Origin of the sequence: Streptomyces sp. NPDC088554, assembly GCF_044752945.1 — a bacterium.
Taxonomy (GTDB): Bacteria; Actinomycetota; Actinomycetes; order Streptomycetales; family Streptomycetaceae; genus Streptomyces.
Genome location: NZ_JBIVMF010000010.1, coordinates 23,122 through 47,013, shown reverse-complemented (window position 1 = coordinate 47,013; position 23,892 = coordinate 23,122). Strand labels below are relative to the sequence as shown.

General features: G+C 75.4%; 1 protein-coding gene. It reads left to right on the top strand.

The genetic code is table 11. From position 1 onward, the window contains the following. The first annotated feature begins 9 nt into the window (after nucleotides 1-9). On the top strand, nucleotides 10-23,796 hold the full coding sequence (locus tag ACIP8W_RS13920; RefSeq protein WP_402203071.1) for an SDR family NAD(P)-dependent oxidoreductase: 23,787 nt from the start codon (nucleotides 10-12) through the stop codon (nucleotides 23,794-23,796). The last annotated feature ends 96 nt before the right edge of the window (nucleotides 23,797-23,892 follow it).

The window sequence follows — 23,892 nt, the reverse complement described above, 5'->3', positions numbered from 1 at the left end:
ACACTGCATATGGACGACTCGATGAACCCCGCCTCCGCCCCGTCCGCCACGGACTCTCCGATCGCCGTCGTCGGCATGTCCTGCCGACTGCCCGGAGCGGACAGCCCCGCCGCCTACTGGCGGCTGCTCAGCGAGGGCCGGGACGCGGTGACCGAGGCGCCGCCCGGACGCTGGCCGGACGGGGCGGCGGGCGGTCCCCGGCGGGGCGGGTTCATCGAGGACGTGGACGCCTTCGACGCGGCCTTCTTCGACATCGGCCCCTACGAGGCCGACGCGATGGACCCGCAGCAGCGACTGGTGCTGGAGCTGGCCTGGCAGGCGCTGGAGAACGCGCGGATCGTGCCCGCCGGGCTGCGCTCCACCGCCACCGGGGTCTTCATCGGGGCCATCGCCGACGACTACGCCACCCTCCAGGACCGGCTGGGCCCCGAGGCCGCCGGTTCGTACGGGCTCACCGGCACCCAGCGCGGCATCATCGCCAACCGGGTCTCCTATCTGCTCGGGCTGCGCGGCCCCAGCCTCACCGTCGACACCGGGCAGTCGTCCTCGCTGGTGGCCGTGCACGCCGCCTGCGAGAGCCTGCGCCGGGGCGAGACCCGGGTCGCGCTGGCGGGCGGTGTCAATCTGAACCTCCTGGCGGAGACCACGGACACCATCGACCGGTTCGGCGCGCTCTCCCCCGACGGCCGGTGCTACACCTTCGACAGCCGGGCCAACGGGTACGTACGCGGCGAGGGCGGCGCGGTCGTCGTCCTCAAGCCGCTGGCCGCCGCGCTCGCCGACGGCGACCCCGTGTACAGCGTCATCCTGGGCGGCGCCGTCAACAACGACGGCGGCGGGGACAGTCTGACCATGCCCAGCGAGCGGGCCCAGAGCGAGGTGGTCCGGCTCGCCGCCCGCCGCGCCGGGGTCGCCCCGGACGCCGTCCAGTACGTGGAGCTGCACGGCACCGGCACCCCCGTCGGCGACCCCGTCGAGGCGGCGGCGCTCGGAACCGCGCTGGGCGCGGGCCGGGAGGGCGACAGCCGGCTGCTCGTCGGCTCCGCCAAGACCAACATCGGCCATCTGGAGGGCGCGGCCGGTATCGCCGGTCTGCTCAAGGTCGTCCTGAGCATCACCCACCGCCGGCTCCCGGCCAGCCTCCACTTCGCCGCCGCCAACCCGGCGATCCCGCTGGACGGACTCGGTCTGCGCGTCGCCGACAGCGCCCGGGACTGGCCGTCCGCCGACCGGCGGCTGATCGCCGGTGTCAGCGCCTTCGGCATGGGCGGCACCAACTGCCATCTGCTGATCGCCGAACCGCCCGCCCCCGCGGACAGCCCGGAAGGTACCGACAGTTCGGACGGTACGGAAGGTTCGGACGGTACGGACACCACCGGCATGGCCCACGCCGTGACCGCCGCCGGCGCGCCCTGGCTGCTGAGCGGCCGTTCGGCCGGCGCGCTGCGCGGGCAGGCCGGGGCGCTGGCCCGGCGGCTCGGTTCCGGTGGCGAGGACGGGCTCGGCGCGGCGGAGGCGGCCGACACGGCGCTCTCGCTGGTGCGGACCCGTGCCGAGTTCGACCACCGGGCGGCGGTGCTGGGCGACGGCCCCGCCGCCCGGCTGGCCGCGCTGCGGGCGCTGGCCGCCGGTGAGCCCGACGAGGCGGTGGTGACGGGTACCGCGACACCGGGCCGTACCGCCTTCGTCTTCCCCGGGCAGGGCTCCGAGTGGCCCGCCATGGCCCGCGAACTGCTGGACGTATCACCGGAGTTCGCGGCCCGGATGGCGCAGTGCGCGAAGGCGCTGGCGCCGTTCACCGACTTCGCGCTGCTCGATGTGGTGCGGGGGCTGCCCGGCGCTCCCGCGCTGGAGCGGCTCGATGTCGTACAGCCCACGCTGTGGGCGGTCATGGTCTCGCTGGCCGAGGTGTGGCGCGCGTACGGTGTGGAACCGGACATGGTGATCGGGCACTCGCAGGGCGAGATCGCCGCCGCGACGGTGATCGGGGCACTCTCGACCGAGGACGCCGCCCGGGTGGTGGCGCTGCGCGCCCGTGCCGTGGCGCGGCTGGCCGGGCGGGGCGGCGGGATGATGTCGGTGGCGGCGCCCCGTGCCGTACTCGACGGGGTCCTCTCCGAGCACGCCCCCGAGGTGTCGGTGGCGGTGATCGGCGGCGAGCGGTCGACGGTGGTCTCCGGACCCGCCGAGGCACTGGTGACGGTACGGAACGTCCTGGAGGAGGCAGGTCACCGGGCCAAGATCCTCCCCATCGACTACGCCTCGCACTCGGCGGCCGTGACGGAGCTGCGCGAGGAGATCCTGCGGGAGCTGGCCCCGGTCCGTCCGGTCTCCGTCGCCGTCCCGTTCCTCTCCACCGTCACCGGTGAACCGCTGGACACCGCCGGTCTGGACGCCGAGTACTGGTACCGCAACCTCCGTCAGCCGGTGGAGTTCACCCGCGCCGTCGAGGCGGGGCTCTCTCTCGCCTGCGGTCTCTTCGTCGAGTGCAGCCCGCATCCGGTGCTGTTGGCCGGGGTGGAGGAGACCGCCGAGCGGGCGGGGCTCGCCGACGCGGTCGTGGGCACGCTGCGGCGCGGCGACGGGGGTGCGGAGCGGGTACGGCGGATGCTCGCCGAGGCGTACGTCAGGGGGGCCGCCGTCGACCGGCGGGCGCTCTGTGCCACGCCCGGCGCCCGCCTCACCGACCTGCCGACGTACGCCTTCCAGCGCGAGCGGCACTGGCTCTCCGGCGCCGGACTGCCCTCGGCGGACGGCCGGGAGGGGTACGCCCCGGCCCCGGCCGGCGGCACGGCACAGGCGGCCCCGGCGCGCTCCGCGCGGGAGCTGCTGCGCATCGTCACCGACAGCACCGCCGCCCTGGTCGGCGGGGACGCGGGCGCCCTGGATCCGGCCGACAGCTTCAAGGACCTGGGCCTGGACTCGCTGGGCACGGTCGAGCTGCGGCGCCGGCTCGGCGCGGCGACCGGGCTCCAGCTGCCCACCTCGCTGCTGTACGACTTCCCGACGCCGCGGCGGCTGACGGACCATCTGCACGACCGGCTCAAGGCGGCGGCCACCGCCCCGGCTCCGACCGCCCCCGTCCCGGCCCGGCGTACCGCGGGCTTCGAAAACGATCCCGTGGTGATCGTCGGAATGGGCTGCCGCTACCCGGGCGGGGTGGCCTCCGCCGAGGAGCTGTGGCGGCTGGTCGCCGACGAGGTGGACGCCATCACCCCGTTCCCCACCAACCGGGGCTGGGACCTGGACGCCCTCACGGGCGAGGGTTCCGGCACCAGTTACGTCCTGAGCGGCGGCTTCCTGCACGACGCCGACCAGTTCGACGCCGGGTTCTTCGGGATCAGCCCGCGCGAGGCGCTGGCCATGGACCCGCAGCAGCGGCTGCTGCTGGAGACCACCTGGGAGACCATCGAGCGGGCCGGTCTCGACCCGGCGGGGCTGCGCGGCTCCGACACGGGGGTCTTCGTCGGGGTGATGGCCGGTGACTACGGCCCCCGCTGGGACCAGCCGACCGACGGCACCGACGGCCATCTGATCACCGGCACCCATATGAGTGTCGCCTCCGGCCGGATCTCGTACACCCTCGGCTTCAACGGCCCGGCGATCTCGGTGGACACCGCCTGTTCCTCCTCGCTGGTCGCCCTGCATCTGGCCGCCCAGGCGCTGAGCCGGGGCGAGTGCTCGCTGGCGCTGGCGGGCGGGGTGACGCTGATGTCCCGGCCGGGCACCTTCGTGGAGTTCAGCCGGCAGAACGGGCTGGCCGCCGACGGCCGCTGCAAGCCGTTCTCGGCCGCCGCCAACGGCACCGCGTTCGCCGAGGGCGTCGGCATGCTGCTGCTGGAGCGGCTCTCCGACGCCCGGCGGGGCGGCCACCGCGTGCTCGCGGTTGTCCGCGGCTCCGCCGTCAACCAGGACGGCGCCTCCAACGGGCTCACCGCGCCCAACGGCCCCGCGCAGGAGCGGGTCATCCGGCAGGCCCTCGCGGTCTCCGGGCTCACGGCCGACAGTGTGGACGCCATCGAGGCGCACGGCACCGGCACCGCGCTCGGCGACCCGCTGGAGGCGGAGGCGCTGCTCGCCACCTACGGCCAGGACCGGCCCGCCGAACGGCCGCTGTGGATCGGTTCGGTGAAGTCCAACATCGGCCACACCCAGGCCGCCGCGGGGGTCGCCGGGGTCATCAAGATGGTGACGGCGATGGAGCGCGGGACGCTGCCCGCGATCCTGCACATGGACGAGCCCTCGCCCCGGGTGGACTGGGCGAGCGGCGCGGTGCGCGCGCTCGCCGAGGCGCGACCCTGGCCCGAGGTGGACCGGCCGCGCCGGGCCGCCGTCTCCTCCTTCGGCATCAGCGGCACCAACGCGCACGTCATCCTCGAACAGCCACCGGCCGCCCCGGCGCCGGCCCCCCTCCCCGAGCCCCCTGCCGACTCCCCCGCGAAGCCGCCGCGCCCCTTCGCCTGGGCGCTGAGCGCACACGGCGAGACCTCCCTCAAGGGCCAGGCCGGGCGCCTTCTCGACCTGGTCGGCGCCGACCCCGGGGCGCGCCCCGCCGATGTGGCGTACTCGCTGGCCCGGACCCGCTCCCGCTTCCCGTACGGCGCGGTGGTGCTGGGCAGGACCAGGGACGAGCTGCTGGCCGGGCTGACCGAGCTGCGCGACCGGGGCCAGGAGGCCCGGGTGGTCTCGGGGAAGGCCCGTCCGGTCACCCAGACCGCGTTCCTCTTCACCGGCCAGGGCGGCCAGCGGGCCGGTATGGGCCGTGAGCTGTACGGTGCCTTCCCGGTCTTCGCCGCCGCCTTCGACGAGGTGTGCGCCGCGCTCGACGTGCACCTGGACCGGCCGCTGCGCGAGGTCATGTGGGCCGAGGACGGCGACGACGCCGCGCGGCTCGACGAGACCCGCTACACCCAGCCCGCCCTGTTCGCCTATCAGGTCGCCGCGTTCGCCCTGCTGGAGTCGCTGGGCGTACGCCCCGACGAGCTGGCCGGTCACTCGGTGGGCGAGATCGCCGCCGCCCATGTCGCCGGGGTCTGGGACCTGCCGGACGCGGCGCGCATGGTCACCGCCCGGGGGCGGCTGATGCAGGCGCTGCCGGCCCGGGGCGCGATGGTGGCGGTCGCCGCCTCCCCGGCGGAGGTGGCGCCCACGCTGGCCGGTCTTGAGGAGCTGGCCGGGGTGGCCGCCGTCAACGGACCGCAGAGCGTGGTGATCTCGGGTGACGAGGACACCTGTCTGCGGGTCGCCGAGCACTGGGCGTCGCGGGGCCGCCGCACCCGGCGGCTGACGGTCAGCCACGCCTTCCACTCGCCGCTGATGGAGCCGATGGTGGCGGAGTTCGCCGCCGAGCTGGCCGGGCTCACCTTCCACCAGCCCCGGATCGGCCATGTCACCGCTCTGACCGGCACCGACGTGACCACCGGCTGGGCCGACCCGGAGTACTGGCTGGAACAGATCCGCCGCCCGGTGATGTTCCACCCGGCGATCGGCGAGCTGGAGTCCCGGCGGATCACCGCCTATCTGGAGGTCGGCCCGCGCGCGGTGCTGGCCGCGATGGCGCGGGACTGTCTCACCGACGACGCCACCGTCGCCGCCCTGCACACCCGGGACCGCGACGAGGCCGACGCCCTGCTGGCGGGCCTCGCCGAGTGCTCCGTGGCGGGCGTCCCGGTGGACTGGGCCGCGGCGGCGGACGACGGCACGGCGATCCCGCTGCCCACATACGCCTTCGACCGGCAGCGCAGCTGGCTGACCGGCCGGACCACCGCCGATGTGGCCTCCGCCGGGCTGCGGTCCGCAGGCCATCCGATGCTGCGGGCGCACCTGGACGTGGCCGACGGCGACGGGGCGGTGGCGACCGGACGGCTGTCGGTGGCCGAGGTCCGCTGGCTCGGCGACCACCGGATGGGCGGGGCGCTGATCGTGCCCGGCACCGCCCTGCTCGACCTGGTGACGGATGTGGCCGACCAGGTCGGCTGCGGCCGGGTCGACGAGCTGATGTTCGAGTCCCCGGTGGTCCTGCCCGAACAGGGCGACCTCCAGCTCCAGGTGGTGGTGAGCGGCACCGAACCCGCCCGTACGGTACGGGTGTTCTCCCGCCGGGACGGCGCCGCCGAGTGGGTCAGGAACGCCTCCGGCACCGTCTCCGCCGCCACGGGGACGCCCGCCGGCATCCAGGAATGGGCGGTCTCCTGGCCGCCCGCCGACGCCGTACCCGTCGACTTCTCCACCGCGTACGACCAGCTCGCCGAGATCGGCTACGCGTACGGCCCCGCCTTCCGCGCGGTGCGCGGGGTGTGGCGCCGGGACGAGGTGCTGTACGCGGAGATCGCGCTCCCCGAGGGGGTCACCACCGAGGGGTACGGGCTGCACCCGGTACTGCTCGACGCGGCGCTGCACCCGTACGTCCTGGGCACGGGCCCGGACCGGCTGCGGCTGCCGTTCGCCTTCCAGGACGTGACGCTGACCGCGACCGGCGCCACCGCGCTCCGGGTGCGGCTGACCCCCGACGGGGCCGACAGCCTCGCCATCGAGGCGGCGGACGCCACCGGCGCGCCGGTGCTCTCGGTGGGCGGGCTCCGGGTCCGGGCGGTCCCCGCGGCCTTCCTGGCGGGCCCGGCCGCGACCGACAGCCATCTGTACCGGATGGGCTGGGAGGAGCTGCCGGCCGCGACGGCCGACACCGCCACCTGGGCCACGGTCGGCGCGCCGCTGCCCGGCCTCACCCACCACGCGGATCTCGACGAGGTGGACGGCGCACCCGGCGCGGTGATCCTGCGCTGCCCGGCCGGACCGGTCGCCGAGGTCGTCGAGAAGGCGTTGTCCGCCGTCCAGCGGTGGCTGGCCGGGGAGGCGTTCGACGGCGCCCGGCTGACGCTGGTCACCTCCGGGGCGGTCACGGCGGGCCCCGCCGAGTCCGCCGACCCGGCCCAGGCCGCCGTCTGGGGCCTGGTCCGCACCGCCCAGGCCGAACACCCCGACCGGTTCCAGCTGGTCGACATCGACGGCACCGCCCGCTCGGTGGACGCCCTGCCGGGAGCGGTGGCGACCGGCGAGCCGCAGATCGCGGTACGCGAGGGCACGCTCCGGGTCCCCCGGCTGGCCCGCGCGGCCGGTGACGGCTCGCTCACCCCGCCGAAGACCCCCGGCTGGCGGCTGGAGTCCACCGGCGGCGGCTCGCTGGACGGCCTCGCGCTGGTCCCGTACGAGGAGGGGCTGCGCCCGCTGGAAGCGCACGAGGTCCGGCTCTCGGTCCGCGCGACCGGCGTCAACTTCCGGGACGTGGTGGTCGCCCTCGGCATGGTCGACAGCCGTACCGGCCTCGGCTGGGAGGCGTCCGGCGTGGTCCTGGAGGTGGGCCCGGAGGTCGTCGGGCTCGCCCCCGGCGACCGGGTGATGGGCCTGGTCTACGGCTCGTACGGGCCGCTGGCCGTCGCCGACGGGCGGCTGCTGGCCCCGGTCCCCGAGGGCTGGTCGTTCGCGCGGGCGGCCTCGGTGCCGCTGGTGTATCTGACCGCGTACTACGGGCTGGTGGAGCTGGGCGGGCTGCGGGCCGGTGAGTCCGTACTGATCCACGCCGCGACCGGCGGCGTCGGCATGGCCGCCGTACAACTCGCCCAGCATCTGGGCGCCGAGGTGTACGGAACGGCAAGCCCCGCCAAGTGGGACACCCTGCGCGCACAGGGCCTCGACGAGGCACACATCGCCTCCTCCCGCGACCTCGACTTCGAACACCGCTTCATGGACGCCACCGGCGGCCGGGGCGTGGACGTCGTCCTCGACTCCCTCGCGGGCGAGTTCGTCGACGCCTCCCTGCGCACCCTCACCACCGGCGGCCGGTTCATCGAGATGGGCAAGACCGACATCCGCGACCCCGAGGAGGTGGCCGCCCGGTATCCCGGGGTGGCGTACCACTTCTTCGATCTGCCGGAGCTGGCTCCCGAGCTGCTCGGGACGATGCTGGCAAAGGTGCTGCGGCTCTTCGGGGAGGGCGTGCTCACCCCGCTGCCGGTCACGGTCTGGGACGTACGACGGGCGCCCGAGGCGTTCCGCCACCTCAGCCAGGCCAAACACATCGGCAAGCTGGTCCTCACCGTCCCCCGGCCACTCGACCCGGAAGGCACCGTCCTGATCACCGGCGCCACCGGCACCCTCGGCCGGCTCGTCGCCCGGCATCTCCTCACCGAACATGGCGCACGCCATCTGCTGCTGACCGGCCGACGCGGCATCGCCGCCGACGGCATGCCCGAACTCACCACCGAACTGGAGGCGTTGGGCGCCACCGTCACCGTCGCCGCCTGCGATGTCTCCAACCGTCAGGCCGTCGCCACCCTGCTCGCCGACATCCCCGGCACCCGGCCACTGACCGCCGTGATCCACGCCGCCGGCGTCCTCGACGACGGCATCATCGAACAACTCACCCCCGAACGCCTGGCGACCGTGCTGCGGCCCAAGACCGATGCCGCGCTCGTCCTCGACGAACTCACCGCCGACGCCGACCTCACCCACTTCGTCCTGTTCTCCTCCATCGCGGGCATCATCGGCAACGCCGGTCAGGCCAACTACTCGGCCGCCAACGCCGCCCTGGACGCGCTCGCCGTCCAGCGCCGCGCCGCCGGACTGCCCGCCGTCGCGGTCGCCTGGGGCCTCTGGGCGCCCGAGTCCGCGATGACCGCCGACCTGTCCGCCGCAGACCTGGCCCGGCTGGCCGCCGCGGGCACCGTACCGCTGGCCGCCGACGACGGGCTGGCGCTCCTGGACGCCGCGCTGCGCGGCGCCGAACCCGCCGTGGTGGCCTCGCACTGGGAGCTGGGCGCGCTGCGCACCCGCGCCGCGCGGGGCGACGCGCTGCCCGCGCCGCTGCGCGGCCTGGTCCGCACCCAGCGGCGTACGGCGAACACCGCCGCCGCCGTGTCCGGCGCCGGCGGCGGGCTGGCCGCGCGGCTGGCCGGTCTCGACGCGGACGCGGCGCGGCGGACCGTACTGGATGTGGTCTGCGCCGATGTCGGCGCGGCGCTGGGCTACGGGCCCGGGACCGCGGTGGACGTGGAACGTTCCTTCAGCGAGCTCGGTTTCGACTCGCTGACCTCCGTCGAACTGCGCAACCGGCTCTCCGGCTCGACCGGGCTGCGGCTCGCCACGACGGTCGTCTTCGACTTCCCCACCCCCCGGGGGCTGGCCGGGCATGTCCTCGACCGGCTGGCGGGCGAGGTCGCCACGGCAGGACCGGTAGCGGCGGCCCCGGTGGTCGCCGCCGACGACGACGACCTGGTGGCGATCGTCGGCATGGGCTGCCGCTACCCGGGCGGGGCGGGCTCCCCCGAGGAGCTGTGGCGGCTGGTCGCCGAGGGCGTGGACGCCTTCGGGGAGTTCCCCACCGACCGGGGCTGGGACCTGGAAGCCCTCTTCGGCGGGGAGGGGTCCGGCACCAGCTCCGTACGGCGCGGCGGATTCCTCGACGCCATCGACGAGTTCGACGCCGGGTTCTTCGGGATCAGCCCGCGCGAGGCGCTGGCCATGGACCCGCAGCAGCGGCTGCTGCTGGAGACCTCCTGGGAGACGATCGAACGGGCCGGTCTCGACCCGTCCGTCCTGCGCGGCTCCAGCACCGGCGTCTTCGTCGGGGTCTTCGCCAGTGACTACGGTCCGCGCCTGGACCAGCCGTTCGGCGGGACCGACGGCCATCTGATGACCGGCACCCAGTCCAGTGTCGCCTCGGGCCGTATCTCGTACGCGCTCGGTTTCACCGGTCCCGCGATCACCGTGGACACCGCCTGCTCCTCCTCGCTGGTCACCCTGCACCTGGCGGCGCAGGCCCTCAACCGGGGCGAGTGCTCGCTGGCGCTGGCGGGCGGTGCCACGCTGATGTCCCGGCCCGGCGCCTTCGTCGAGTTCAGCCGGCAGAACGGGCTGGCCTCCGACGGCCGCTGCAAGCCGTTCTCGGCGGCGGCGGACGGCACCGGCTGGGGCGAGGGCGTCGGCATGCTGCTGCTGGAGCGGCTCTCCGACGCCCGGCGGGGCGGCCACCCGGTGCTCGCGATCGTCCGCGGCTCCGCCGTCAACCAGGACGGCGCCTCCAACGGCCTGACCGCGCCCAACGGTCCCGCCCAGGAACGCGTCATCCGGCAGGCGCTGTCGGTGGCGGGCCTCACCTCGGCCGGGGTCGACGCCGTCGAGGCGCACGGCACCGGCACCGCGCTCGGCGACCCGCTGGAGGCGGGGGCGCTGCTCGCCGCCTACGGCCAGGACCGGCCCGCCGAACGGCCGCTGTGGATCGGCGCGGTCAAGTCCAACATCGGCCACACCCAGGCCGCCGCCGGGGTCGCCGGGATCATCAAGATGGTCAAGGCCATGGAGCACGGTGTGCTGCCGGCCATCGTCAACCTCGACAAGCCCTCGCCCAACGTGGACTGGGCGAGCGGCGCGGTCCGCCCGCTCGCCGAGGCGCGGCCCTGGCCCGAGGTGGACCGGCCGCGCCGGGCCGCCGTCTCCTCCTTCGGCATCAGCGGCACCAACGCGCACGTCATCCTCGAACAGCCGCCGGCCGCCGACGACGCACCGCGCCCCGAGGACGGACGGCCACAACCGCCCGCGCTGGCCTGGGTGTTGTCGGGCCGTGGCGACGCGGCCCTCGCGGGTCAGGCGGCCCGGCTGCGGTCCGCGCTGACCGGCGGCGGCGAGGTCACGGACGCCGCCCCGGCCCCCGCGTCCCTGACCACCGCCGTCCTCGCCGACACCGCGCTCTCGCTCACCGGCCGGACCGTCTTCGACCGCCGCGCGGTGGTGATCGGCACAGGCCCCGAGCCGCTGCTCACCGGGCTGGCCGCCCTCGCGGACGGCGCCGGGGACACCGCGGGGGTGGTCACCGGGACCGCGGGACGGAGCCGGGACCGCAGTGTCTTCGTCTTCCCCGGCCAGGGCGCCCAGTGGGTCGGTATGGGGGTCGAACTCCTCGACGCCTCACCGGACTTCGCCGTCGCTGTCGCGGCGTGCGAGACGGCGCTCGCCCCGTACGTCGACTGGTCGCTGACCGAGGTGCTGCGGGCCGCTCCGGAGGCCGGGTGGCTGGACCGCGTCGATGTGGTGCAGCCGGTCTCCTTCGCGGTGATGGTGGCGCTGGCCCGAGTCTGGGAGGCGGCCGGGGTCACCCCGTCGGCCGTGATCGGGCACTCGCAGGGCGAGATCGCCGCCGCGCACATCGCCGGTGTGCTGTCGCTGGACCAGGCCGCCGCCGTGGTGGCGCTGCGCTCGCGGGCGCTGACCGCGCTGGCGGGCCGGGGCGGCATGGTGTCGGTGCCGCTGCCGGAGTCCGAGGTCGCGCCGCTGCTGGCGCGCTGGGACGGGCGGCTCCGGCTGGCGGCGGTCAACGGCCCCTCGCTGGTGGTCGTCAGCGGTGACGCCGAGGCGGTCGGCGAACTGCTCGACGTGTACGCGGAGCAGGAGGTGCAGGCCCGCCGGATCCCGGTGGACTACGCCTCGCACTCCCACCATGTGGCGGAGCTGGAGGACACGCTCGCCGAGCTGCTGGCCCCTACCGCCCCGGTGGCGGGCCGGATCCCGCTGTACTCCTCGGTGACCGGCGAGGCCGTCGACGGCACCGGGATGGACGGTGGCTACTGGTACCGCAACCTCCGGCAGCCGGTGCGTTTCGAGGCCGCCGTACGGGCCGCGCTGGCCGCCGGGCACGACGCGTTCGTCGAGGTAAGCCCGCATCCGGTGGTCACCGTCGGGCTCTCCCAGATCGTCGGGGAGAGCGCGGCCGACGTGGCCCTCGCCACGACCCTGCGCCGCGACCGGGGCGACTGGTCCCGGATGCTGACCAGTCTGGCCGAGGCGTTCGTGGCCGGGCTGCCGGTGGACTGGGCGGCGGTGCAGGGCGCGGCCGGCGGACGCCGGGTCGAGTTGCCCACGTACGCCTTCCAGCGCCGCAAGTACTGGCTGGAGCCCACCGCCGACACCGCCTCCAACGTGGCGGGCGCGGGGCTCCGGGCCACCGGGCACCCCCTGCTCGGCGCCGCCGTGGAGCTGGGCGGCACCGGTCAGTGGATGCTGACCGGGCGGCTGTCGCTGCTCTCGCACCCCTGGCTCACCGACCACGCGGTGGACGGCACGGTGCTCCTGCCGGGCACCGCCTTCACCGAGATGGCCGTCCGCGCCGGTGACCAGGTCGGCTGCCCCGAGGTGGCGGAACTGACCCTGCACGCCCCGCTGGTGCTCGTCCCCGGCGAGGCGGTCCGGGTGCAGCTCTGGGTGGAGGCGCCGGACGGCGCGGGCCGCCGCCCGATCACCGTCTCCTCCTGCCCCGACGACGACACCACCGGCCGCGCCTGGACCCGGCACGCCTCCGGCGTCCTCGCGGCGGCGCCGTCGGACCGGCCGCAGGAGCTGGCCGCCTGGCCGCCGCCCGGCGCGCTGCCGGTGCCCGTCGACGGCCTCTACGACCGTCTCGCCGGGGCCGGTTACGGCTACGGGCCCGCCTTCCGGGGCCTCGGCTCCGTGTGGCGGCTGGACGGCGACCTCTACGCGGAGGCCGCGCTGCCCGAGGCCCCGGCGGACCAGGCCGACCGGTTCGGCCTGCACCCGGCGCTGCTGGACGCCGCGCTGCACACCATTCGGGCCGCCGACTGGTTCGACGGCGCCGCGACCCTGCTGCCGTTCAGCTGGTCGGGGGTACGGCTGCACGCGTCCGGCGCCGCCCGGCTGCGGCTGCGGCTGCGCCGTACCGGGGACCGGGAGATCTCCCTGCTGGCCGCCGACACCACGGGCGCGCCCGTGATCACCGTCGGCTCGCTCGCCCTGCGGGAGCTGACCGGCGCCCCTGTGGCGGCCGGGCTGCGCACCGATTCGCTGTACGAGGTGGGCTGGGCCGAACTGCCGCTGCCCGCCGGGGCGCCGGCCACCGGCGCGTGGTCGGTACCGCCGGAATCCGTGGCGCTGCGCGCCGCGCTGGACGCGGCCGGGGCGCCGTTGACGGACCGCCCCGACCCCGAGGTGACCGTGCGGGTCTGCCCGGCCGGTTCCACCGTCCCCGAGGCGGCCCGCTGGGCGCTGGACGCGGTCCACTCCTGGCTCGCCACCGCCCCGGCGGCGGCCCGGCTGACGCTGGTCACCTCCGGCGCGGTCACGGCGGCCCCCGCCGAGTCCGCCGACCCGGCCCAGGCCGCCGTCTGGGGCCTGGTCCGCACCGCCCAGGCCGAACACCCCGACCGGTTCCAGCTGGTCGACATCGACCGCGCGCGGAGCGCGGGCCCGGCCCTGCTCGCCGCGGTGGCGGCCGGCGAACCGCAGACCGCCGTACGCGGCGACCGGGCGCTGGTCCCCCGGCTGGCCCCGGTCGACGGCCGCACCACGCTGACCGTGCCGGCCGACGCGCCCGACTGGCGGCTGGAGTCCACCGGCGGCGGCTCGCTGGACGGCCTCGCGCTGGTCCCGTACGAGGAGGCGCCGCGCCCGCTGGAAGCGCACGAGGTCCGGATCGGGATCCGCGCGACGGGCCTGAACTTCCGTGACGTACTGATCGCCCTCGGCATGATCGAGCACCACGCCGGGCTCGGCTGGGAGACCGCCGGGGTGGTCCTGGAGGTGGGCGCGGAGGTCGTCGGGCTCGCCCCCGGCGACCGGGTCATGGGCCTGGTGCACGGCGGCGCCTTCGGCCGTACCGCCGTGGCGGACCACCGTATGGTGGCCCGGATCCCCGAGGGCTGGTCGTTCACCCGGGCCGCCGCCGTACCCGTCGTCTATCTGACCGCGTACTACGGGCTGGTGGAGCTGGGCGGGCTGCGGGCCGGTGAGTCCGTACTGATCCACGCCGCGACCGGCGGCGTCGGCATGGCCGCCGTACAACTCGCCCAGCATCTGGGCGCCGAGGTGTACGGAACGGCGAGCCCCGCCAAGTGGGACACCCTGCGCGCACAGGGCCTCGACGCGGCACACATCGCCTCCTCCCGCGACCTCGACTTCGAACACCGCTTCATGGACGCCACCGGCGGCCGGGGCGTGGACGTCGTCCTCGACTCCCTCGCGGGCGAGTTCGTCGACGCCTCCCTGCGCACCCTCACCACCGGCGGCCGGTTCCTGGAAATGGGCAAGACCGACATCCGCGACGCGGACGAGGTCACGGCGCTCCATCCCGGTGTCGGCTACCGGGCGTTCGACCTGCGGGACGCGGGTCCTGACCGGATGGCCGAGATGCTGGCGGAGGTGCTGCGGCTCTTCGCCGAAGGGGTCTTCACCCCGCTGCCGGTCACGGTCTGGGACGTACGACGGGCACCCGAGGCGTTCCGCCACCTCAGCCAGGCCAAACACATCGGCAAGCTGGTCCTCACCGTCCCCCGGCCACTCGACCCGGAAGGCACGGTCCTGATCACCGGCGCCACCGGCACCCTCGGCCGGCTCGTCGCCCGCCACCTCACCACCCAACACGGCGCACGCCATCTGCTGCTGACCGGCCGACGCGGCATCGCCGCCGACGGCATGCCCGAACTCACCACCGAACTGGAGGCGTTGGGCGCCACCGTCACCGTCGCCGCCTGCGACGCCGCCGACCGCCGGGCCGTCACCACCCTGCTCGCCGACATCCCCGGCACCCGGCCACTGACCGCCGTGATCCACGCCGCCGGCGTCCTCGACGACGGCATCATCGAACAACTCACCCCCGAACGCCTGGAGTCGGTGCTCCGGCCCAAGACCGACGCCGCGCTCACCCTCCACGAACTCACCGCCGACGCCGACCTCACCCACTTCGTCCTGTTCTCCTCGATGGCCGGTGTCGTCGGCAACGCGGGCCAGGCCAACTACGCCGCAGCCAACGCCGCCCTCGACGCGCTCGCCGTCCAGCGCCGCGCCGCCGGACTGCCCGCCCTCTCGCTGGCCTGGGGCCTCTGGGCACCGTCCAGTGGGATGACCGGCCACCTCGGCGAGGCCGAACTGCTCCGGATGGCCAGGGACGGCATCGCCCCGCTCGCCGCCGACGAGGGGCTCGCGCTGCTCGACACCGCCCTCGCCTGCGGGCTGCCCTGTGTGGTGCCCGCCAAGCTCGACCCCGGACGGCTCAAGGAGCCCGTACCTGCGCTGCTCCGCGGCCTGCTCCGCGCCCCCGCGCGGCGGGTCGCGCGGGCCGGGGAGCCGGAGAGCGGCAACCTCGCCGAGCGGCTGGCGGCGCTCCCCGAGGCCGAACGCGCCGAGCGGCTGACCGCCCTGATCCACGAGGAGACGGCCCGGGTGCTCGGGCTCGACACCACCGACTCCATCCGCGCCGACCAGCCGCTGCGCGAACTCGGCCTGGACTCGCTGATGGCCGTGGAACTGCGCAACCGGATCAGTGCCCGCGTCGGCACCCGGCTCCAGGCCACGCTGCTCTTCGACCACCCGACGACCGAGCGGCTGGCCCGGCACCTGCTGACCGTCCTCGGCGTCCCGGAGGCCCCTGTCTCCCCGGCGCCCGCCGCCGGCCGCCGGTCGCCCGGCGCGGCCGACGAACCGGTGGCCGTGGTCTCCATGGCCTGCCGGCTGCCGGGCGGGGTCACCGACCCCGAGGGGCTGTGGTCCCTGCTCGCGGAGGGCCGCGACGCCGTCGGTCCGTTCCCCGCGCGGCGCTGGGACGTCGAGTCGCTGTACGACCCGGATCCGGAGGCCCCGGGCAAGTCCTACGCCCGCGAGGGCGGGTTCCTCCAGGACATCGACGTCTTCGACGCCGGGTTCTTCGGTATCACCGCCAAGGAGGCGGCGGCCATGGACCCGCAGCAGCGGCTGCTGCTGGAGACCGCGTGGGAGGCGCTGGAACGGGCGGGCATCGTGCCGGCCGATCTCGCGGGCTCCACCACGGGGGTCTACGTCGGCATGTTCGGCAGCGACTATCTGTCCGGCTCCCGGCTCGACGAGATGGACGGCTACCACGGCACCGGTTCGGCGCTCAGCGTCGCCTCGGGGCGGCTGGCGTACGCCCTCGGGCTGCGCGGTCCCGCGCTGACCGTGGACACCGCCTGCTCCTCCTCGCTGGTCGCGCTGCACCTGGCCGCGCAGGCGCTGCGCTCCGGTGAGTGCGACCTCGCGCTGACCGGCGGGGTGACGCTCATGGTGACCCCGCAGACCTTCGTCGAGTTCAGCCGGCTGCGCGGGCTCTCCCCCACCGGCCGCTGCCGGTCCTTCTCCGACGAGGCCGACGGCGCCGTCTGGGCCGAGGGCGTCGGCCTGGTCGTCCTCAAGCGGCTCGGCGACGCCCTGCGCGACGGCGACGAGGTGCTGGCCGTACTGCGCGGCACCGCCGTCAATCAGGACGGCCGCAGCCAGGGCCTCACCGCTCCCCACGGCCCCTCCCAGGAGCAGGTGATCCGGCGCGCCCTCGAACTGTCCGCGCTGGAACCGGCCGACGTCGACTACGTCGAGGCGCACGGCACCGGCACCACCATGGGCGACCCCATCGAGGCCAACGCCCTCTCCGAGGTCTTCCGCGCCACCCGCCCGCAGGACCGGCCGCTGCGGCTCGGCTCGCTCAAGTCCAACCTCGGCCACCTCCAGGCCGCCTCGGGCGTCGCGGGGCTGATCAAGGTCGTCCTCTCCCTCCGGCACGAGACCCTTCCCCGCACCCTCCACGCGGACCGTCCGAGCCGCCATGTCGACTGGGACGACAGCGGTCTCAGCCTTCTGCGGTCCCCGCAGTCCTGGCCCGCCGAAGGCCCCACCCGGCGTGCCGGGCTCAGCTCCTTCGGGATCAGCGGCACCAACGCCCACGTGATCGTGGAGGAGGCCCCCCGTGCACCCCGTCCGTCCGAAAGGGAATCGATGTCCGCGGCACAAGAAGTGAGCGAAGCGGTACGGGACACGGCCGGGCCCGCGCCGACCGCGGTCGGCGCCCCTGCCGGGGCCGCCGGGGCGCGGCTGTTCATGGTGTCCGCGCGCGGTGACGCCGCGCTGCGCGGCCAGGCGGTCCGGCTCTCCGGGCATGTGGCGGAGCTGGCCGGGGACGGCGCGCTGCCGGACGTGGGGTACACGCTGGCCCGGCACCGGAGCCATTTCGAGCGGCGGGCGGCCGTCGTCGCGACCGGGCGGGCCGAGTTGTCGGCCGGGCTGGACGCGCTGGCGCGCGGGGAGACCTACCCGGGCCTGGTGCTCCCCGGCCTGGTGGGGATCGGCGAGGGCAAGGTGGCGTTCGTCTACTCCGGGCACGGCGGTCAGTGGCCCGGCATGGGCCTGGAGCTGATGGCCGGGTCGCCTGCCTTCGCGCAGGCGCTGGGCGCGGCCGACACGGCGATCCGCCGGGAGGCCGGGTGGTCGGTGATCGACGTGCTGCGCGGCGTGCCCGGCGCGCCGGGCCTGGACCGGACCGAGATCCTCCAGCCCGTGCTGTTCGCGTTCAACTCCGCGCTGACCGCTGCCTGGCGGGAGCTGGGGGTCACCCCGGACGCTGTCGTGGGGCACAGCCTGGGCGAGGTCGCGGCCGCGCACAGCGCCGGACTGCTCTCGCTGGAGGACGCGGCCGCGCTGGCCGTCCGGCGGGGCGCCGCGGTGGCGCCGCTGGCGGGCGCGGGCGGGATGCTCGCGGTGCAGCTGACGCGCGAGGAGGTCGAGGAGCGGCTGACGGACTTCTCGGGACGGCTGTTCGTGTCCGCCGTCAACAGCCGTACCTCGATCGCGGTCTCCGGGGACACCGACGCGCTGGCGGAGCTGCGGGCCCGGCTGGAGGCGGAGGGGGCCCAGGTCCGGGTCCTCTCGACGGGCTTCGCCTCGCACACCCCCGAGATGGAGGTGATACGGGAAGAGCTGCTGGGGCGGCTGGCGGAGATCGGCGGCAGCTCCGGCGGGACCTCGATGTACTCGACGGTACGGGCCGAACCGGTCGGCGGGGAGGAGCTGGACGCGGGGTACTGGTTCGCCAATCTGCGGGAGCCGGTGCGGTTCGCCGACACCGTACGGCTGATGCTCGACGACGGTTACCGGTACTTCGTGGAGCTGAGCCCGCACCCCTCGCTGGGCCCGTCCATCGAGGCGGTGGCCGCCGAGGCCGGGATCGACGCGGTGGAGGTCTGCTCGCTCCGTCGCACCGACGGCGGCCAGGACGGCCTGCTGCGCCGGCTCGGCCGGCTGTACTGCGCGGGCCACACCCCCGACATGCGGGCGCTGTTCCCGGCCGGTGAGCGGGTGGCGCTGCCGACGTACGCCTTCGCCCGGGAGCGCCACTGGCTGTCGGCGTCCGCCGCCCCGGCGGCCGGTGCGGGGCACGCGCTGCCGCTGATCGGTACGGAGATCGAGTCCAGCGACGAGCCGGGCCGGTACCTCTTCCAGACCGATCTGGACCTGCGCGAGGACCGGTTCGCCTATCTGGGCGACCACCGGGTCTCGGGCGAGGTGTGGCTGCCCGGTGCCGCGTTCCTGGAGATGGCAGTCGAGGCGGTCTCCGGGCTCGGCCCGGACGGCGGGTTCGCGCTGACCGATGTCCGGTTCGAGACGGCGCTGCGGATCGAACCGGAGGTCCCGGTCCGGCTCCAGCTGCTGCTGCGGCCCGCCGACGCCCAGGGGGTACGCGGCTTCAGCATCGCCTCGAAGCCGCGGGACGACCGGCGCGCCCGCTGGGTACGCCATGTCGGCGGACGCGTCTCCCCCGTCACCGGCGCGGACTCGGCTCCGGCCGGCCCGACCCCGGCCGAGCTGCGTGAACGCTGTACGGAACCGGTCGACATCGGCTCGGTCTACACCGCGCTGGCCGCCGCCGGCATCGACTACGGGCCCGCCTTCCGAGGGCTGGCGGAGGGGCTGCGGGAGCGGTCCGCCGCGCTGGGCCGGCTGGTGGAGACACCGCGAGCCGGGCACCTGCTGCACCCCGCGGTACTGGACTCCGCGTTCCACGTCGCCGCGCTGCCGGGCGACGCCCCCGGCGGCCGGGCCTTCGTGCCGGCCGGGGTGGCACGGCTCCGGTTCACCGGGCTGCGCACCACCCCGGTCTGGACGGCCTGCCGGCTGCGCGAGCGGAACGACGACGGCTTCACCCTGGACCTGTCCCTGCTGGACGGCGAGGAGCGCCCGGTCGTGGAGATCGAGGGGTTCGAACTGTCCGCGCTCTCCCCGCTGGACCGCGCCCTGCTGGAAGTACGGTGGCAGCCCCGGCCCGAGGCCGCGGAGCCGGCCTCCCGGGGGCCCTGGCTGATCCTGGCCGACGGTTCGGGCGTGGGCGCCGAACTCGCCCGCAGGCTGGACACGGCGGCGTACGTCCTCGCCCGCAGGGGCCGGGAGTACGCCGTCGAGGGCCCGGGACGCTATGTGATCGACCCGGCCGCGCCGGGAGATCTGGCCCGGCTGCTCGACGAGGCGTTCCCCGGCGGTCAGCCCGAGCGGGTGGTCAACCTGCTCGGCCTGGACGCCCCGGCCATCGACTCGGCCGGGACCGCCGAGGAGGCCGCGCTGCTGTCCTGCCTGAGCACCCTGCACCTGGTACGGGCGATCACCGGCCGGACCGGCGGCCGGGCGCCGCGGCTCTTCCTGGTCACCCGGGGCAGCCAGGCCGCCGGGGGCAGCGCCGAGGTGACCCGGCCCCAGCAGGCGCTGGGCTGGGGCTTCGGCGCGGCCGTCGCCCAGGAGTGCCCGGAGCTGCGCACCACCCTGGTCGACCTGCCGGAGAGCGGCGGTACGGACGCGCTCTGGACACAGCTGCGGTACGCGGACGACGAGCCCCTGGTCGCGCTGCGCGACGCGGGCCGCCTGGTGCCCCGGCTGGCCCGCACCCGCCCCGACGACGCCGGGAGCACCGGGATCCGGCCGGACGGCAGCTATCTGATCACCGGTGGGCTCGGCGGCCTCGGCCGGGTCGTCGCCGAACGGCTGGCGGGCCGGGGGGCGCGCCATCTCGCCCTGCTGGGCCGCTCCGCGCCCGGCGCCGAGACCGAGGGGTGGATCGCGGCGTTGCGGGAACGCGGGGTCACGGTCCGTGCCGTACGGGCCGATGTCACCGACCGGGAGAGCCTGACGGCCGCCCTGGCCGAGGTACGGCGCGAGCTGCCGCCGATCGCCGGGATCGTGCACGCCGCCGGTGTGCTCGACGACGCCACGCTGCCCGGTCTGACCCGGGAGCGGGTGCTGCGGGTGCTGGCGCCCAAGGTGCTCGGCACGGCGCTGCTCACCGAGCTGGTGCCCGAGGCCGGTTCGCTGGTGCTGTTCTCGTCCGTCGCGGGTCTGCTGGGCTCGCCCGGCCAGAGCCCGTACTCGGCGGCCAACGCGTTCCTGGACGCCTGGGCGCACCATCTCTCCCTCGGCGGGCGGGCCGCGCTCAGCCTGGACTGGGGGGCCTGGGCGGAGACCGGTATGGCCGCCGCCTCCGGTACCCGTACCGCCTCGACCGGCCGGCAGGGGTTGATCGGCCTCAGTACGGAGGAGGGCGGCGCGCTCCTCGACCGGGTGCTGACCACGGCCCGCCGTCAGCTGGCCCCGGTGATGTTCGACTGGGCGGCGCTGGCCGCCGACCCGGACACCGCGCGGTCCCGGCCGCTGCTGCGCGACCTGGTGGCCGCCCCGGCCACCGGGTCCGGCACCGGTGAACTGGCGGATCGGGTGCTGGCCGCCGGGGACGGGGAGGAGCGCAGCGCCCTCCTGGAGTCCTATGTGAAGTCCAAGGTCGCCGAGGTCGCGGGCGGCGGCGGAGCGGACATCGGTCCGGCCACCTCCCTCAAGGAGCTGGGCCTCGACTCCCTGATGATCGTCCAGTTGCGCAACGCCTTCGTCCGCGAGATCGGGATCGAACTCCCGGCCTCGGCACTCTTCGCCGCCGCGGACATCCGCGCCATCGCCGGTGATCTGCGCGAGGCGCTGCTCGCCCGGGGCGGGGCGCCGGAGGCCGGCGTCGCCGGTCCGGCCGCCGAGAGCGGTGCCTGGGTGCCGGAGACGGAGTTCCGGCCGGTCACCCGCGATGTGGTACGGCTGCTGCGCAGCGCCCAGCCGGGTATGCCGGGCTCGGCGCACGCCATCGGGCTCGCGGTCGGGCTCACCGTACCGGCCACCCGGGAGCGGCTGGCCGAGGTCATCGGGCGGCTGGCCGCCCGGCACGCGGCGCTGCGTACCGGAATCGTCGCGGAGGCGGGGCAGGACCGGCGGCTGCGGGTGGAGCGGGAGCCCGCCGCGCCGCTGCTGCGCTGGACCGAGCTGGGCGAGGGGGACGGACCCGAGGTGGACCGGCGGCTGCGGGAGCTGCTGGAGCCGTCGTTCGATCTGGCGGCGCCGCCGCTCTGGCGGTTCGAGCTGCTGGACGGCGGCGACCGGGGGCAGACCCTGCTCTTCGGCGCGCACCACGCGGTCAGCGACCTCCAGTCGCTGCTGCTGGTGACCGCCGAGATCGACGCCGGACTCGCCGGTGGGCCGCTCGACGGCGGCGTCACCAACCGTGACATCGATCTGCTGCTGCGCTCCCAGCCCGCCGAACAGGCGCGGCCCGAGGGCGCGGCCGAGTGGCGGGAGATGTTCGCGGGCAGCGAGCGGCTGGAGCTGACGCTCGGCCAGGAGCGCCCGGCGGCCCGTTCCTTCCGGGCGGGCAGTCTGACCCTGGACATGCCGGCGGACCTGATGGCCCGGATCGCGGACCGCGCGAGCCGGCTCGCCATCACCCCGGCCGCCTTCTGCCTGGGCACCCTGACGGTGCTGCTGGCCCGCGAGCGGCAGCGCGAGCGGTTCGTGCTGGCCGTCCCGGTGGACACCCGGATCCATGTCGACGCCCCGGACGCCATCGGCTTCTTCGGCGTACCGGTGCCCTTCCCGGCGCGGGCCGGGCATCAGGAGACGGTGGACGAGGTGCTGCGCCGCACCGACAGCCGGCTGGAACGGGTGCTGGCGAAGGGCGCGATGTTCTCCGACGCGCTCTCCGAACTGGCCGCCCAGGGGCTCTACCGGCCCAACGCGCCGCTGGTGGAGGTCTACTTCAACTATGTGCGGTTCTCACCGGGCAGGCTCACCCGTCTGGAGGTGCTGCCGACCGGGACGGGCTACTCCGACCTGGACCTGATGGTCACCATGACACCGGACGCCGGACGGGTACGGCTGGACTACAGCGTCGACCTGATGGACGAGGCGGCCTGTGCCGCCCTCGGCCGGCGCTTCCTGCGCCTGCTCGGGGAGGCGGCGGACGGGACCGCCGCCACGGTCGGCGGGACCGGTACGGCCGTCGAGGCGGCCGGGGAGCGGGCGACGGTGGAGGCTCCGGCACCGGCCGGGTCCTCCCGTACGGGCCTGGCCCTGGCCGCCACCTTCGCCCTGGGCGATCTGCCCTGGCTCTGCGAAGCGGCCCTGGAGGACGACTCCGAAGCGGGCTCCGCGAAGAGCCCGGCGGTCGTGGAGGCCCCGTACCACCATGTCCTGGCGGCGCTGAAGGATCCCTCCGGGGTCTTCGCCCAGCAGGACACCGCGGTCGGCGCGGTGCTGCTGCGCGCCACCGACCTGGAGCGGTTCGGGCCGGTCGGGGACGCGCTGCTCGCCGAGTTGCGTACGGAGTTCCCGGCGGCGCTGCGGGAGCTGGCCGAACGGACCCGGCGACCGCTGATCGTCGGCTTCCCGCCCTCCTCGTGGAAGGACTCGCAGGCCGGTGAACGGCTGGCGCGCTGGGAACGGGAGGTCGCGGACGAGCTGTCCGGGCAGCCCGGCATCGCGGTGGTGCGCCCCGGCGACTGGACCGAGGAGCACACCGTCGAGGAGGTCTTCGACGCCACCACCGACGAGCTGGCCCATCTGCCGTTCACCCCGCAGTTCCAGGCGGCGGTCGCGCTGACCCTGGCGGAGCTGGTGCGCACCGTACGCCGTACCCCGCCGAAGGTGATCGCGGTGGACGGCGACGAGACGCTGTGGAGCGGGGTCGCCGGGGAGAGCGGGCCCGAGGGCGTCGGACTCGACGGGGGGCGCGCGGTGCTCGCCCGCCGGCTGCTCCAGTGGCGTGCCGCGGGCGCCCTGCTGGTGCTGGTCAGCAACAACGACGAGGTGACGGTGAAGGGCGTACTGGACCGTCCCGACAGCGTCCTGCGGCAGGAGCACTTCAGCGTGGTCTCCGCGACCTGGGGCCGCAAGGCCGACCGGCTGGCCGAGGCGGCCCGGCAGCTGAACCTGGGGCTGGACAGCTTCCTCTTCCTGGACGACAACCCCGTGGAGATCGCCTCCATGCGGGCCGCGCTGCCCGAGGTGCTCTCCGTGACCTGCCCGCCCGCCGGGGAGCTGGAGTCCTTCCTCGGCCGGCTCTGGCCGCTGGTGCCGCTGGCGGCGACGGCGGAGGACGCGCTCCGCGCGGAGTTCTACCAGCAGGAGCGGGCCAGGACCGAGGTGCGGGAACAGAGCGGCTTCGAGGAGTTCCTCGACAGCCTCCAACTGGAGGTTGACATCCGGCCGTTGACCGGCCCCGAGGTGCAGCGCTCCGCCCAGCTGATCCGCCGTACCAACCAGTTCACCCTGCGCGCGCGGTCCGCCGACGGCGGCGATCTGGACCGCTGGCGGGAGCGCGGCGAGGTGTGGACCGCCGCCGCCCGTGACCGGTTCGGCGACTACGGCCAGATCGGTCTGCTCGCGGTCCGGCAGGACGGCACCACCCTGGAGGTGCTCGGCTGGATGCTCAGCTGCCGGGCGCTCGGCCGGGGTGTGGAGGAACGCCTCCTCCAGTGGCTCGCCGGGCGCGCCGGTGAACTGGGCTGTACGCGTGTACGGCTGGCCGCCGAACACACCCCCCGTAACCTGCCGGTCCGCCGGCTGGTCGCGGCGCTCGGCGACGGAGACCCGGAGGACAGCCACCTGGAGTCGCTGGTCACCCCGGAGCGGCTGATGGCGTTCCGCTCCTGGCGCGTCTGATCCGACGGCACGGCCACGAGGGCCGGACGGTGGGCGTCTGCCCGCTGTCCGGCCCTCGCGCGTGCGCGGTACGGCGCCGATGGCGGTACTGGACAC